This window comes from Humiphilus diazotrophicus, from assembly GCF_059726315.1.
The window spans coordinates 4148106-4164300 of the sequence record NZ_AP040870.1; the positions used below are offsets into that span (position 1 = coordinate 4148106).

The 16195-nt window shown below is 52.6% G+C and carries 10 protein-coding genes and 1 tRNA gene; 6 read left to right on the plus strand and 5 right to left on the minus strand.

From position 1 onward, the window contains the following. Positions 1-25: 25 nt before the first annotated feature. The 3 genes from AC6I7T_RS17645 to AC6I7T_RS17655 all read right to left on the minus strand — a co-directional run bounded on the left by AC6I7T_RS17645 (position 26) and on the right by AC6I7T_RS17655 (position 3394). Positions 26-1168, minus strand: a complete 1143-nt coding sequence (locus AC6I7T_RS17645) for a S1C family serine protease (RefSeq protein ID WP_497788717.1) — start codon at positions 1166-1168, stop codon at positions 26-28. Beyond that, entirely contained in the window at positions 1165-1869 is a 705-nt protein-coding gene (gene coaE, locus AC6I7T_RS17650; RefSeq protein WP_497788718.1) for a dephospho-CoA kinase, read from the minus strand. Before coaE ends, AC6I7T_RS17645 begins: the two co-directional genes overlap by 4 nt. A 610-nt stretch (positions 1870-2479) precedes the next feature. Then, a complete protein-coding gene (locus AC6I7T_RS17655) occupies positions 2480-3394 on the minus strand; it encodes a bifunctional 5,10-methylenetetrahydrofolate dehydrogenase/5,10-methenyltetrahydrofolate cyclohydrolase (RefSeq protein WP_497788720.1) in 915 nt (304 codons plus the stop codon). Positions 3395-3611: 217 nt separating this feature from the next. Here AC6I7T_RS17655 and AC6I7T_RS17660 point away from each other — a divergent pair, with 217 nt between their 5' ends. Continuing rightward, positions 3612-3788, plus strand: a complete 177-nt coding sequence (locus AC6I7T_RS17660) for a Trm112 family protein (protein WP_497788721.1) — start codon at positions 3612-3614, stop codon at positions 3786-3788. A 514-nt stretch (positions 3789-4302) separates the two neighbouring features. After that, the gene (locus AC6I7T_RS17665) at positions 4303-4629 is read left to right on the plus strand and encodes a hypothetical protein (RefSeq protein ID WP_497788723.1); all 327 of its coding nucleotides are present in this window, start codon (positions 4303-4305) and stop codon (positions 4627-4629) included. A 79-nt stretch (positions 4630-4708) separates the two neighbouring features. Here the strand turns inward: AC6I7T_RS17665 and AC6I7T_RS17670 are convergent, their stop codons facing one another. Then, positions 4709-5986 carry an ABC transporter permease gene (locus tag AC6I7T_RS17670; RefSeq protein WP_497788724.1) on the minus strand — a complete coding sequence of 426 codons (1278 nt, stop codon included), beginning with the start codon at positions 5984-5986 and terminating at the stop codon, positions 4709-4711. 328 nt (positions 5987-6314) lie between these two features. On the opposite strand from AC6I7T_RS17670, the gene AC6I7T_RS17675 reads away from it, so the two are divergent. The 4 genes from AC6I7T_RS17675 to AC6I7T_RS17690 all read left to right on the plus strand — a co-directional run bounded on the left by AC6I7T_RS17675 (position 6315) and on the right by AC6I7T_RS17690 (position 9056). Further along, a tRNA-Ser gene (locus AC6I7T_RS17675) sits at positions 6315-6404 on the plus strand. 137 nt (positions 6405-6541) lie between these two features. After that, a complete protein-coding gene (locus tag AC6I7T_RS17680) occupies positions 6542-6811 on the plus strand; it encodes a hypothetical protein (protein WP_497788726.1) in 270 nt (89 codons plus the stop codon). Beyond that, on the plus strand, positions 6780-7829 hold the full coding sequence (locus tag AC6I7T_RS17685; protein WP_497788728.1) for a DUF4062 domain-containing protein: 1050 nt from the start codon (positions 6780-6782) through the stop codon (positions 7827-7829). The genes AC6I7T_RS17680 and AC6I7T_RS17685 overlap by 32 nt, the downstream gene beginning before the upstream one ends. A gap of 501 nt (positions 7830-8330) precedes the next feature. Further along, positions 8331-9056, plus strand: a complete 726-nt coding sequence (locus AC6I7T_RS17690) for a hypothetical protein (RefSeq protein WP_497788729.1) — start codon at positions 8331-8333, stop codon at positions 9054-9056. A gap of 853 nt (positions 9057-9909) precedes the next feature. Here AC6I7T_RS17690 and AC6I7T_RS17695 read toward each other — a convergent pair. Further along, positions 9910-15852, minus strand: a complete 5943-nt coding sequence (locus AC6I7T_RS17695) for an MBG domain-containing protein (protein ID WP_497788731.1) — start codon at positions 15850-15852, stop codon at positions 9910-9912. Positions 15853-16195 lie beyond the last annotated feature (343 nt).

The window sequence follows — 16195 nt, forward strand, 5'->3', positions numbered from 1 at the left end:
GCAGTTTCCTTCGTCACAAGATCTTTTAGACAGAGCGGTCGTGTACCTCCGAAAGTGTCAGCCGGGCAGTCAGTTTGCGGCGCCCTCGATAATAAGTAACAGTGATGTTATCTCCGATCTGGTGCTTATCCATGACCTGAGCGATATCTTGAGCGTTCGCTATCTCTTGGCCATCGATAGCTACGATCAAGTCGCCACCTAACATGATCGGGATATTCCCCAGGTAAGCCTGCTGGCTGCCGCCGTGAAGGCCTGCGTGCTCTGCTGCTCCACCGGGAACTATCTTCTGGATCAGCACGCCATAATCCGCGGCCAGTCCCATCTGCTGCGCCAGATCCGGCCCGATCTCAAGAGAAGTAATGCCCAAAGATGGCCGCCGGACTTTGCCATAGCGGGTCAAATCACCGAGAACGGCCTTAGCTGTATTGATAGGAATGGCGAAGCCAATACCGGAGCTCTGATCCGCTCCATTGGGCGAGACGATCAGGGTATTGATGCCAATAACCTCACCGCGGGAGTTCAATAGCGGTCCACCGGAGTTGCCGGGGTTAATTGCAGCGTCGGTCTGAATGGCGTCTTCAATCGGATTTCCTTCAGGTCCCTGAATCGAGCGGATGGAGCTGATAATTCCGCGAGTCATCGTACCGCTCAAGCCGAAGGGATTGCCGATGGCATATACCTTCTGTCCAACAACCAATTGCCGCGAGTCGGACAAGATAGCGGGCTCCAGATTTGGAGCTTCAATTTGTAACAGAGCAAGATCGTGCCGTCTGTCGCCGCCAATCACCTTGGCTTTGTACTTATGCTTATCGCTGAGGGTAACTTCAATTCGGTTGGCGTCGGCGATTACGTGGTAATTCGTGAGGATGTGTCCTGCTTTGTCCAGAATGAATCCCGATCCTTGTCCTTGCTGCGGAACCATGCGGAAGAAGAAATCGATGGCTACCTGCGTGGAGGTGATGTTCACGACCGAAGGCAGGGCTCGCTTGTACACAGCGATATTGTTTTGTTCTTCCGAGTCATAAGCAGGTTGGGCATTAGCCTCTGTCAAGGACAAGGGAGAGTAGCTCAACGATCTGCCCCAAGGCAGATGTAGCGGATGTGTGGTGAAGAACCAGAACCCAACAACGATGAGAGCTACAAATAAAACAATGCGGCGAAATTTCATAACCGGCTTTTGTCCTTCCTTATTCCTGATTCTACTGACGCCGGTTCGTTAACCGGTGTCGCGCAGGATTGCAATATCAACTCTCGATAGATGGTTTCTACCTGGCGACGGGTCTTTTCGATATCGCCAACGTTTTCAATAACATAATCGCAAAAAGGGGCCTTTTGCCGATCGGGAATCTGGGCTGCCAGGCGGGATCGGGCATCTTCGGCCAGAACATCATCCCATTTTCCGGGGGAGAGCCGTTCTACATAACGGGCAATCTTCACCTCGTCCGGAACGGTAACCAGGATCAGCCGGTCGAAACGCTGACGCCATTCCGGTACCGTGCCCGAGCGTTCAGCTTCGAAGATCAATGCCGATTCAACCATGGCAATGGCGGTAGGATCGGCGGCAAAGATCTTTGCTGCCCAGGCCTCTTGCGCAGCGATAACAGCCGGATGAACAATGCGATTCAGCTCTTCCAAACGGTTTTGGCCAAAGGCAATTGCGGCCAGCTTCTTCCGGTCCAATTGGCCATCGGGCTGAAGGACATCCTTGCCGAAATGCTGCAGGATCTCTTCGTAAACCCGCTCTCCGGGCTGCATGAGCTGTCGGCCAACCGCATCGGCTTCAATCACATGCACGCCCAGGGCTGTGAACATGGAGGCGACCGTAGTCTTCCCGCTTCCAAGCCCTCCGGTAAGTCCTACGCGCAACATCAGGACAATTCTCCTTTGCCATCAGAGCTAAGGGCCCAGCCCTGAAGTTTCCAGGGAAGGGCACATTGCTTCAGACTTCTCGCCAGCAGTCTTACGTGTCCTTATGAATTTCAGGCACAGCTAAGGCTGTGTTCCAGACTGCTGCCAAACCTAGCCCTATTTCAGGGGAATGGTGTGTGTCAGGGCAGGGCTTCCAGCCCTGCCGGAATCGTTTCAAAAAAATCAGAGACATTCTCGGTAACAAATGTTCGATCGTGCTGTTTTGTGTAGGTATTCAAGAGGCTTCTCAAAATCCACTACTCCTTTGACATTGCTTACCGAGAATGCCAAAGGAAAAGATGAGGCTACCTTTCGGCCGGACTAGAGCATTTTTCGCAAAGAAGTAGACCAAGTCACGACAGTTTATGTGGCTTTCCGCTAAAGAAAGCCGCTCTTCGCTGTCGTCAGCAAGTCTATACATGTGCGAAAAATGCTCTAAAGTCCGGCCCTGACACAATACCTACTTTGTCCAACTCCTACCTTTGTTAGCAAACCGAGGCACAACTAATGCTGTGTCCCTGCTCTATACCTTCACCAGGACCACCTGCAACTGTGCAGTCCTGGAATTGCTCTAGACTCCCCGGCGAAGCTGCGCGGCCTTCACGGTATTGGCCATCAGCATCGCGATTGTCAATGGACCTACCCCTCCCGGAACAGGCGTATATGCTCCGGCAACTTCGAAGGCCTTGGGATGGACATCTCCGACAATGGTTGAGCCCTTCAGGATGAACATCTCTTCCCGCCGTTTATCGCCTGCGAAGTACAGACCGAATTCCTCGCGGCTCGTGAGCCGGTTGATTCCTACATCGATGATCGTTGCTCCGGGCTTTACCATCTCGGGAGTAACGAAACCGGGCCGTCCAATCGCTGCAACCAGAATGTCTGCCTGACGGGTAATATCGGCCAGATTACGGGTCTTGGAATGGCAAATCGTAACTGTCGCGTTTTCGTGCAATAGCAATATGGCTACCGGTTTGCCAACGATGTCGCTTCGTCCGAGGACGACAGCATTTTGTCCTGCAATGGGAATGCCACTTCTCTTAAGAATCTGGATAACTCCGGCAGGAGTACAAGGAGCGAGTCCAGCTTGTCCGGCGAGCATTCTGCCTACGGTAACAGGATGGAATCCGTCTACATCCTTTGCCGGATCGACCGCCTCCAACAGACGTTTTGCGTCGACCTGCGGGGGCATAGGCAATTGCAGCAGTATGCCATCGATGTCTGGGCGGGCATTGAGTTCCGCAACCAGTGCCAACATTTCTTCGGTGGTCACGGTCTCTGGAGGAGTAATCAAATCGCTATAGATCCCCAGCTCTTCACAGGTACGTACCTTGTTGCGCACATAGATCTGCGATGCGGGGACATTCCCGACAAGCACTGCTGCCAAGCCCGGCCGAATGCCTTTCGCCGTCAGCTGTTGTACCTTTTCCGCGACTTCCTTTTTGATTGCGGCGGCAATTGCAGTGCCGTCCAAAACTCGTGTCATTCTTCGCTTCCTTCCTTAATGTGCGAGCGCAGCTCGAGGGGATTTTTGTTTCTTGCGGTTAACACAACAACGAACGTACTACGCTGACCTTCGTCCAATCGTTCCTATGAATCGGGCGAGAGCTCTTCGTCCGGACTCCTATAACCGTATATGTTCGGATCCAGCTTCAACCGCAGCAGGAAAAATGCTCTAATCTCATGGTAATTGAGGCCCACACATGCAATCACCGAACGACCTTTCCGCCATTCTTTCGATGCTCGTCTGCCCCGTATGTCACGGATCTTTACTGCAGAACGCCGATCATCTCGTCTGCCAGGGGTGCGGACGCAGTTATCCCATCGTCGACGGCATTCCTGTATTGATCGCGGATAGGGCCACGGCCTCCGAAAAATAGCTGCCTTTGCTGGTGCGCGCTGATCGAAAAAATGAATTAAGTGCCGTGTTTTCCACATTGGGACGGTGGAGCTTATCTGCATCTTCCGATAAAGTGGCAGCGACATGTATTACGACCGTCGGAAGAGGCGCAATCGTTTTGATTCCTGATCGAGTTTCAACCAGCATTCATTCTGGTTCGTTGCTTAAAGAATTACAGATTGCGATATCCGGATTTGAATCGGCTGCATCCTTTGCACCGCTTCTCCTTTCCATATCAGGAACTTCGGCGTTCATTTCCGGACAGAGGTTACTTCGGTAAACAGGGGATGCAAAAAGGTTTTATGCGGGGAGTTCTTCCCACATTTAGCTTCGCGACGGAAACTTTGTTTTATCCACTCTCGTATTAGTGGGGAACTGACGAAAAAGAAAGAGAGTAGCTAAAAAGTTTTATTAAATAGCAACGAAACACCTGGCTAGAGTGTCTAACAAAGTCCAAGCCTGCAGTATTGGGGGTTTTGGCACAGGGGATTTGAATGGGCAGAGAACTCGAACGTGGAGACAATGGTCGGCCGGAGCAAACTGCAGGCGGTGAAGTCCAGCGGAGTGCAACGCGGAATATGGCGAACTTTAACCATATCGAGAAATTCAGTTTTTCCGAACTGAGCGACTTGCGCGAGGATCTTCAGCAGGCAGGGCTGGATTGTTGGCAGGCGGCCGAAGTTTTATCCGCCTTCCTGATAGACCATGGCTATGGCGTAAGTCAGTCCCGTGCACGTGATGCCGTGACTCGGATCGAGAGTGCCGGTTGCACGTACGAGTGCATGCAGTCTGAGATTGAACGTGTGGCCCTGGTAATGTAAGCCGCTAACTCTGAGATCGAAATGGAAATGGCAGCGCGGAATGCGCTGCCATTTGTTTTTTTGGGTCCCGATTTCGCCCTTATTCGTATTTGAGCGATTCCACCGGATCCATCTGTGCCGCTCGGTTGGCAGGCAAAGTCCCAAAGATGACACCGACGCCGGTTGCCGTAACCAATGCGATCACTACCGACCACGGAGAAATTGGAATCCTGTAATCGGTGAAGAAGTGTATCGATAGCGGAACCGCAAGTCCGATGATGGTTCCTACCAAGCCGCCGCTCAGGGAGATGAGGATCGCTTCTACCAAGAATTGCAACTTAATCTCCCGATAGGTAGCGCCCAGTGCCTTACGGATTCCGATCTCACGGATGCGGGAGCGTACCGTGGCCAGCATGATGTTCATGATGCCGACACCGCTCACCGCCAGGGTTACGGTCGAAATCAGCAGGAGCACGGCCGTTAGGGCCGTTGCCGCTCTGGACGCAGTCGTGATCAGCTCCGTCAGGGTATTGGCACGGTAAACAGAATTTGGCTTGTGCCGGGAGTGTACGACCCGGGCTACCTCTTTGGCCGTTTCGTTTACATCGTTCTGGTCGCGGACAGAGAAGAAGATCTGTTTCACGGTATCGGTTCCCGTGAAGTACCGGGCAACCGAGTAGGGAATCAGAATGGTCTGGTCGGCGATTTCCGACTGCCCGAAGGTATCGACCCGTTCCTTGAAGGTTCCGATGACGGTGAAGGGAATGCCGCTAATTTCGAAATTCTGATTGATGGCCGCTTCCGAGCTGCCAAACATCTGCCTGGCGAAGGGTTCGGTAACGACGGCACATTTGGTGTGGGTCTGTTCGTCTTCGTCGTCAAAGAAGCGCCCGGAGAGCACGATCAGGTTACGGACATTCTTGTATTCCGGCGAAACGCCAAGGACCAGGATGTCCTTTACGACACCTCCGCCAAAACTGATACGGTCATGCATCTCCAACATTGGGGAGGCGTACTGAATTGCGGGAATCTGCTCCAGGACCGCCCGCTCGTCGTCAATCGTGAGGAAGTCGTTGCGAAACTCGGTAGCCGCTCCGGCAGCACCGCCGCCCGAGTATTCGAGCTCGATCATATTGCTGCCGATTCCCTGGATCAGGCTCAGGACGTATTGTTTGCCGGTCAGTCCGATGGTGACGACCAGGATCAGCGAGGCCGACCCGATAACCATGCCCAGGGCCGTGAGGGCAAAGCGGACCTTGCTGGTACGAAAATTGTCGATTGCCAGCCTGAAAATCTCGCGCATCATCATCGTGCGCTTGGCGGTCGCCAGGGTGCGCTCGAAGGAGGATGGCTTTCGTTGGATCGTTTGGGTAACCATTCTTGTCTTGTCTTTACTTTACAGATGCCGGGGCGTAAATGGCTGCGTCTGCTTCCACATGATTGGATTGCATGTGATGGAAAAAGTACTGATATTTCCTCAAAATGCGACAAAATTTCAGCTTTGTGCACCCAAAACGGCAGCTTTCAGAGTCTGGGATGAGTTTGAGGTAGGGTTGGCATTTGTTCCGGGAAGAATTCGAGGCAGGGATTCCCATTCCGGGGAGGGAGTATATAAGGGAGATCATCTCCGGAACAGATGGTCTGCCCTGGGTGGCAGTCCGGAAGGCCTCATCGTACAATACGAAGGAAAGCACTTCCCACCCCGCGGAGGGATGTGTGAGTGGTTGAAACAGGCGGTCTTGAAAACCGCTTTACCTTAACGGGTAACGGGGGTTCGAATCCCTCTCCCTCCGCCATCTAGCCTTCCAAGCACCTCCAAAGATATTCAAGAAAACCACGAAACACCCGATGAATAAAGGGTATTTTGTCCATTTCCGTCTAACGCTGTTCCTGGGAAGCCATGTTTTTCAGGGGGTACTTCCTGGGGTATGTGATGGATATGATTGGAGTATTCTCCAAAATCAAGGCGCGACAGATGGCACTCACTGATACCGAGATCAGACGAGCAAAGTTTAGGAATCATGCCTACAAAATGGCCGATGGCGCCGCCCAATGGACCGGCAACAAGGGAGACGAAGCAAAGGTAAAATCTGCGAATCGTTTTGAGCTCGACGATCAGCACACTCTTGCATTTGATATTGCTACAAACAGCCTTTTCAATCGAGGGGAATATGGAACGAGCGAAGTACCAGATCTTCGTTAGCTCGACATTCGAGGATTTGAAAGATGAGCGCGACGTAGTCATTAAGGCTGTTCTGGAGATGGGCCATATCCCGGTTGGGATGGAGCTGTTCAGTGCCGGGGACGAAGAGCAGTGGGAATTGATTAAACGTCAGATCGACGATTGTGATTACTACTTGATTGTCCTCGCGCACAGGTATGGCTCGAAGGATGGCGCATTGAGTTACACCGAAAAGGAATACGACTACGCGGTTTCAATGAAGATCCCTGTGCTTGGTTTCATCATCGACGAAAAAGCCGACTGGTCGGCGGCCAAGATGGACACAGCGTCCGCAGATCAAGATGCTCTAAAGAGCTTCAAGGCTAAAGTGAAGCAGAAGATCGTACAATTCTGGAAGAATGGCGATGACTTGCATGCGAAGGTGGCGATCTCTTTGGGCAAGGTATTCATGACTCACCCGCGACCCGGATGGGTCCGCGCGACGGGAGATTTAGCCGCGGGAGTGATGACTGAGCTCACTCGGCTAAGCAAGGAGAACGCTGCACTCCGTGCCCAACTCCACGAGACTGAAACACAGATCAAAACTGACGCGAAGGTGCAGATCAAGAACGCTGTATCAATTCTGCGCAAAGCTCAGAAGCACGTGTCCATATTTTTCAAGGGGGGCTCCAATTTTACAGATCTTGGCAAAACTAATCTCTTTACGATATTCGATTTCGCTGCGCCCTTCTTAACAGTTGAGTATGATGCTACACGTTTGAACGTAGCGCTTGGACAGATGCTATGGTTCCATCTTAGGAAAAGCGAGAAACAACCTGAACTCCGGGTAAAAAATCCCCTTCCTATTAACACCCTCAATGAATGGCTAGCCGACCTCATGGCGCTTGAGCTGGTCCAGCCCTCCCAAAAGAAGCATGCCGTGTCTGACAAGGAGCACTACTGGACTCTTACGGATTTCGGCAGGAGCATCCAAGCGGACATCCGCTCTGCGGCACTTTTGTCAGCCGGGACCAAGGATTCCGAACACACCCCGAATTGAGCAGATTGAATTCCCGCAAAGCGCCGAGGTCTCGCAGATAGACCTCGGAATTTACATTCCTTAAGAGACGATCTAGAGACGGCATCTCTGATGCATTTTGTGGAACGCAATTGTATCTTAAGCAATAAGAACATCTTATGTGGAGATTCGAATACCTCTCCCTCCAGAGGTCTTTAATAAACCCCAGAACTCCCCGACAACCATAAAGGGTATTTCGTCCATTTACGTTCAATGCCGTCTGTGGCAAGCCCGCTCTTGGTGGGTGTACTTGTGGGTGTATTTTTCTGGCGTCGATGAGAGATTTCATCTTTCTACAAAACTATTTCTGGCTAATGGACCGTTTAAATCACCTAAGATTTGAGTGGAGAATACTCCGAGAAGTTAAGGTTTTGTAGTTAGTTGCACAACATCTTTCTAGCAAACAGATGAGCAACCATTCTATGAGACCGCTTTTCTAGTGCGCTTGCACTAGAAAATTACCCTATATCGGAGAGATGATACATGGGACTCGATGCTGTTGAACTCGTCCTACGTACTGAAGACGAATTTTCGATTACGATTTCCAATGATGAAGCGGCTGCTGCTGTAACCGTTGGCGCTCTATACCGAATTGTCCTTGCCAAACTTGACCGCACCCCCGGTTGCCTAACCAGCAAGGCCTTCTATGTGACGCGCCGTGCTCTGGTCATAGCTTCCGGAGTTCCACGACGCTCTATCAGACCTTTGACTCCACTATCTTCGTTGTTTCCATATGAGACTCGCAGAAAACAATGGGAGCAGGTTCGCCAGGAACTCGGACTCGCAATACCTGGATTACGTATCCCTGGCGAGCTAAAGCAGGATATTTACAAGCGAGTATTCTTTTTCGGGAGCGGGCTTGCCATTCTGACCTGCATGATAGGATGTTCGCTGGGGTGGCCTGTATTTGCAGTATTTCCGCTGGCTTTTGCTCTTTGGATTGTATTTTCGAGGGTAGGCATAGCGGTTTGGACACGACTCTCCATCCCGAGACTTGCTACTGAGTTGCCCGCAGATACGGCAGGCGAACTGTCCCAAGTTGTTCTTAGTTTGAACCAAGACCATTTCCAGCCGACTAAGGACACCATAGAACAAACAGATGAGGATGTCTGGTTCCGTCTGGTTGACATCATCTGCGACCAACTGCAGATCAACAAGGAGGAAGTTGTTCCAAATGCCCGCTTTGTGGATGATCTTGGAGTTTCCTAAATGGTTGGTAACGTTGTTTTGAAAAGAAGAAGTACTTGCACTCTGAAACACCGCTTTTGTCGCGTGCCTGCTGGTGCTATCTCCGTGCTAGAGAGCCATGAAATTCCCAACCGAGCCCTCTCTCTGACCGATAAATGTTATTCAATCTTCGAAGCTGTTCTGGCGCTGGAATAGTTGATAACGTAACTGCATGAGTAGCTTTTGTGCGGAGCTACTTTTGTGCTTTGCCGATGAACTTACCCGTTGACCGGCGTACAACCAGGCTAGGCGATACGAGTACGGATGATTGCGGTGGGTTATTGATGCCTTCGCGAATAAACCTCGGCAGGCTGGTGGCGGCAATCTATCCCATTTCGTGTAGGGCTGGCGGATGGGGTGAAGCCTGAATGGATGTTTGGCTGCTCTTTGGGTGAACAATCGCCTTCGAGAGTGGTTGCTGCGGTTACTGATTTGCCGTTTTGCGGGTTGTTGAATGCTCTCAATTGCGGAACGATAGTTCCAGTTGCGGCAGTGTCGTGACCCATGTAAACGATTTAAAGACAAGTAGTTCTTGAAGTTTTTGCTAGGCAGCCAGGGTGCTCGGAGGGTGACGTGGGTTCGAATCCCCCTCTCTCCGCCATCAAGCCTTCCTTGAGGCCCCGGACGGTCATTTAACTGCTGGATCTTGCCTCTTCATCCATTGGGTTCATCACACCCCCAAATGCAACCAATAGAATGGGCTCGTTCCGAGGGGGCAAGCAGACCGCATCGTTAGTTTGGCGAACAGCAAATGTTCCCTACGCTCAGAACGTTTTTCTAGAAGATATTCAGGCAGTCTCCGAATAGACCTTGGGCGACTGCCTGATGGGCTCACTTATTGAATGGTGAGGTTAATTACACCAGAGCTTGTTATCTGATGTGTAGCGGGTGACGTCTTTGAACTGGAACGGCTGCAACAGCCGGTATTCGAAATCACCGCGACCAGAATTACAAGTCCCAAACAGATAACCTGCCAGATTCGCTGCCGTGCCAGCCTCTTGCCACAGAAGATCAGCGGCAGCAAAAGAATTGGCAATAAACCACCTGCAGCGGCCGCTCCAGGCAATGTCTCATGGAAGACCACTGTGATCTGATAGCTTCCTGGAGGTGTGGTCGAGGATGTTGTTATGGTTACGACATTGGTAGTGGACGAGAAACTGCAACTTGCTCCGGCTGGCAGATTCAGGCAGGTTGCCGAAACATTGCTTGCCGTAGAAGGTAATGTCACCGGATAGCTGGCAGAAGAACCTCCAGCAACCGAGATAGCAGCTGTGGTGAAGGTTGGTGTGACTGACGACCCCGATCCGGCGGAATCGACTTGAAACTGCATGCTATTGGAAGTGTTGGCTGCAGTTGGAGTCTGTACAGTGATGGCGAAGTTGCCTGAGGTTGTAACACTACTTGCAGGAATCTGCGCTGTGAGTTGGGTTGCACTCACATACTTCGTGGTAAGTGCTGAAGTTCCCCAGTAGACCGTCGAGCTTGAGTTGAAACCGGATCCACCGACAGTAAGAGTGAAAGTGGGATTGTTTGCGGCAATATAAGCCGGCGATAGAGTTTTGAGAACGGGTGTCGGTAGTGATGCACCGTTGATGGTCAGTGTGTCGGCAGCCGTACCGGTGTAATTGGGATCGTTAATAGTGGCTATTACGGAGTAAGTTCCTACTACGGTCGGAACTGTTGTGCTGCCGTTATAAGTAATTACAACGGGCAGTCCTGCAGGATTAGTGGTCGCCGTTGCAGACAAAGGAGAGCCAGTATAAGTCTGGCTCAGATTGCCCAGCGTGACAGCTGCTGTCGCTTTAGCGATGGCCAGCACCCCGGTAGCCGTACCGGTGTAATTGGGGTCATTAATAGTGGCTGTTACGGAGTAGGTTCCTGCTGTGGTCGGAGTCGTTGTAGCGCCGTTATAAGTAATTGCGACCGCCAACCCCGCAGGATTTGTCGTTGCCGCCGCAGACAATGGAGAGCCAGTATAAGTCTGACTTAGATTGCCTAGCGTAACGGTCGCTGTTGCTTTAGTAATGGCTAGCGCGCCGGTAGCCGTACCGGTGTAATTTGGATCATTAATAGTGGCTATTACGGAGTAAGTCCCTACTGTGGTCGGAGCTGTTGTACTGCCATTATAGGTAATTGTAACGGGCAGTCCTGCAGGGTTAGTGGTCACCGTCGCAGACAATGGAGAGCCAGTATAAGTCTGGCTCAGATTTCCCAACGTAACAGTTGTTGCTGCCTTCGTGATCGTTAGCGTGCCGGTAGCCATGCCAGTGTAATTTGCATCATTAACAGTAGCTGTTACGGTATGAGTCCCCGTGGCGGTCGGAGCCGTTGTAGCGCCGTTATAAGTAATTGCAACCGTCAACCCGGCAGGATTCGTCGTCGCTGTCGCAGACAATGGAGAACCGGTATAAGTCTGGTTCAGATTGCCCAGCGTAACCGTAGCTGCCGCCTTGGCAATTACAAGAGAATAAGACTGACTCGCGGTAAAAGCCGTCGAGGAACTGGTGCTTTCTGTTGTCGTAATCGTGAAATTGAAGGTGCCGGCAGCCGTCGGACTTCCGGAAAGGACTCCAGCCGTACTCAAGGACAGACCAGGAGGCAGGGATCCGGTGGCTATGTAGGTATAAGGTGCTGTTCCTCCGGCTGCAGTAATAGTTTGACTGTAATTTGTCGCCACAGTACCCGCCGGTAGGCTCGTCGGCGAGAGGGTTATCTGTACGCCGGTACCACTCAACGAAATCGTCTGCTGCGCATAGGCCGGTGTGGTTGTGTTCAGATTATCGTCCGTTAGCACCAGTAAACCGCTCGCCGACCCGCCTGTTGAAGGAGAAAAGCTGACCAGTAGTTGACAGCTTTCGCCCGGAGCTAGTGTTGCCGAATTGCCTCCAGCGGAGAGTTGCGGGCAGGTGCTTGCCGCGCCAAGAGAAAAACCGGTTGAGAGGCTGGGATTACTTCCACTTCCGGGGGCGGGGAAGGTCAGGGCTGCATTACCGCTATTTCTGATCGTTACTGTTTGCGGACTGCTGCTTGAACCCGTCTGTGTCCGCTCGAAGAGCAGGGGCTGAGGCTCGCTGAAGTTCGAGACCCTAATCGAGTCGTTCTGGGTATCGGCAACGAAGACTCTTCCGTGGTTATCTACAGCGACGCCATAGGGATTGAAGTACGTGTTGCCCAACGTCTTTACCTGGGTGTAGCCGCCGGCGGCAAAGATCTCCTTGACGGCAGTGTCACTGCTGAGGCTGTTACCCTCTGTGACAAAGACATTGTCACCGCCGTCCACCGCTATGTTGTTGACATGGCCGAAACCGCTGCCCAACACCTTTACCTGGGTATAGTTGCTCGATGCCGATAGCTCTATGACTTGGTAGGCGTAATTGGCAACGAAGAGGTTCCCAGCTCCGTCTACCGCCAAGCCAATGGGGAGAATGGAGGTGTTCGGAGCCACCAAGGTTTTCTGTTGAGCATATCCATCAGCCGCCAATAACTCTACGATTGAACCGGAGCCCACATTGATATTGCCAACGAAGAGATTCCCGGCTCCATCCACCGCCAGGCTAACGACCCCGTTAAAGCCGCTGCCCAACTGAATGGCTTGGGTATAGCCACCCGCTGCCAGAATCTCGTACACCGCGTTACCGCCGGGATCGCCGACGAAGAGGTTTCCAGCTCCATCCATCGCCATGCCATATAGGGCAGGGATGCTGGCGCCACCAGCCAAGTGGTTCACCTGGGTATAACCACCCGCTGCGGGGATCTCGTATATCCCCCCTCCTAGGGAGGAGACAAAAAGATTGCCACTGCCATCCACGACTATGCCCTGGGGAAGTTGAATGCTGCTGAACTTGATAACAAGATCAGTTGTATTGCTGCTAAAGGAAACCTGCGGCCCTGTGCCTGAGCTCTGCAGATATGCGGTCGCCACCGCATTGCCAGGAGAAGCGTTGTCATAAAGAACTACAGCTCCATAGCGCAAACCTGGAAATGTGGGTTTGAAGATATAGTTCACCGTGCAGGATTGTCCTGCCGTATAGCTCGTACCCACCGTGCAGGTACCACCCGAAGCAGCCTGGAAGTCCAGGTTCGCTGCACCCTGGGTCAATACTCCAATACTTCCGAGCGTGAAGTTCGAAGACAACAGAAACGTCACCGTCTGCGCTGAGGATTGGACCCCGACGCTGGTTGCCGGAGCGGTGTAAGAGGTTGTGATCACCGTCTCAGATGCAGTTACATTTGCTAACCCGCTAAAACTGGCTGTGTAGGTGTAATTTCCTGCCTGGGTCAACGTAACATGCCCCAGATCAAAGGTCGCAATCCCATGATTCGCAGTCGCGGTATAAGTCTGCGAATAACTGTCAGGCCCAGTCACCGTCAGCCTGATCGTATCGGCCGCGGGGGCTAACGTGCCGTCAGAGTACTCCTCCATAACGATGATGCTGGAGCCCGCATTACCGCCCACCGGAATATTCGTAGCCGGTGGGATACCGAAGGCCAGTTGCGTGGCCAAGGGGAAACCGGTTCCGCTCACCGCGATGGACTGCGTCGCACCGAGGATATTTAGAGCGTTATCCGTAAGGACAACATTTCCGCTGGCCACGCCGGCAGCCGTCGGAGAAAACAGGATTGAGATATCACAGCCTGCGCCTGCCACAATCTGTTGTGCAGAATTGCAGAGATTACCGTCAACGCTGTTCACCGGAAAAGCAGTCGGATAGGTCGGATTACTCCCCGCACCGGGATCGGAAAAGATCAAGGGTTGATTGCCTATGTTGCGGATGGTCACGGTCTGCGGACTGTCCTGGCTGGTTGACCCCACAACGATATTTGCAAAACTAAGGCTGGGGGCAGTGCTGAAGTCCAGTTTCTTTACAACATTGTCGAGTATATCGACGGCAAAGAGATTCCCGCTGCTGTCTACGGCCAGGTCAACGATCGTGTTGAAACTGCTGTTGACCGTGTGAACTGTGGCATAGCCCTCCGCAGCAAGTAATTCCTCCACTGCGTGGTTATTCGTGTCGGCAACGAAGATATTGCCGCTCGCATCCACGGCCAGGCCATAAGGAGAATTGAGACCGTTATTCAGTATTGTCGCCTGCGAGTACCCGTTCGCCGCAAGTAGCTGGAACACCGCATGGTTACCGGTATCACCAACGAGAAGATTCCCATTCGCATCCACGGCTAAGCTGTAAGGGGAGCTAAAGCTGAAGCCGCTGCTGTTCAACTTCTTCACTTCGGAGTAACGGTAGGCCGCGAGTAACTCGTACACGGCATGAGCCTGGGAATCAGCAACAAAGAGGTTGCCGCTGCCATCAACTGCCAAACCGACTGGATAAATGAAGCCACTACCCACCGTATTCATCGTGGTATAGCCGCTTGCAGCAACAAGCTCCTTCACCACACCGTTCGGCGGGTCGGAGACAAAGATATTTCCTGCCCCGTCTATGGCTATCCCGGCAGGATGGTTGAAGCCGCTGCCCAGCGTATTGATCGTAGTGTAGCCGCCGGCGGCAAGAATCTGCTTCACCACCTGATGGTCGCTATCGGTGACGAAGAGGTTTCCGCTACCGTCTATCGCTACACCAGCAGGACTACTGTAACCACTGCCCAGCGTGGTCTGAACAGTATTGCTGCTGAAGGCGATCTGTGGCCCTGAACCGACACCGTAAATGTTGGCAGAGGCGACAACGGCACCGCCACTGTCCTTCAGTACTATAGCGCCGGAGCGCAATCCGGAGGCTGAGGGGGTAAAGGTCACATCCACCGTGCAGGTGCTGCCAGGAGGGAAAAATCCCGAACAGGAGGTTGAGGCCACATTGAAATCGAGGTTAGAGACACCCTGCGTAAGCACACTGAAAGAAGAGCTCGAGAACGTGAAGCCAGTATCTGTGGCAACCGTAACGGTTACAGGTGCGCTTGTACTCCCGACGGCAACTGTCCCTAAGTTCACGCCTCCCAGGACTACCTTGCTCACTGCACTATTGCTGGCAACAAAAAGATTGCCGTTCGTGTCTATTGTCAGGGCATTCAGGGAACCCAAGCCGCCAGTCACCGAATTCATCGTGCTGTAGTCGCCCTCGGCTGGTATCTCCCTGATCGAACGGTCATCCCCGTGGACGGCAAAGACATTCCCGCTCCTATCCACCTCCACGTTCCCGGGCCGGATGTAGCTGCCGTCGCCTATTGTCCGCACTGTGGTGTAACCGCCGGCTGCCATGATTTCTTCGACGGCGTTATTGGGATAATCGGCGATGAAGATATTCCCGCTTTGATCTAGCGCCAGATCCCGAGGCTGACCGAAGGGGTAGCTGCCCCCCAGGGTATTCACTGTGGTATAGCCGCCCGCAGCCGGAATCTCCTTTACCACTTTATTGGTTACATCGGCCACGAAAAGGTTCCCACTCCCATCTACCGCCACGTGAAAACCGACATTGAAACCGCTGGCCGGCAGCGTAATTACCGTGGGTGAATCGGGAATAGCACCACCGACCGCAAGAATCTCCTTGATGACACCGACGCTGCAGGCCGAATCACAGTCGGCAACAAAGACGTTGCCGTTTGCGTCGACCGCCAGGTCTGAGGGATAGCGGAAGCTACTGCTAAGCGTTCTTACTGTGGCATAGCCTCCTGCCGCGATAATCTCCTTCACTGTTCCCGCGGAAGCATCGGCAACAAAGACGTTGCCGTTCGCATCCACGGCTAGCGCAGAGATGTAGTTGCCCGTCGATAGCGCAGTAAGTGTACTGGTGTTGAAATGCGCTTTGATTTCCGCACCAGCAGGCATGCATGCTACCCCCAGGATCAACAGGAGGAGGGTGCAAATCATGACTGCAGATCGAATACGTTTTGCCAGAAAAGAATCAGCGGCAGGAACAAATCGAGAGAACAAATGGCAGAAAGGAGAATTCTTCATCAAAGGAACCTCTAGACAGAAAAGAACCGAAGTTCGTGCGTATCGGTAAACAACAGGAGAGTGGTTTCGTTCTGGGGAAAGGGAAAGACACCCAGGTGCGGCCGGTTCAGCGCATGAGTTCGATGGAGAATGCAGCAATCCAAATCTCGACGGGAGCGCACAGAGACGCGTGATAAGCGGATCGCGCCATTCCTGCGTACAAATTCTTCGAGCA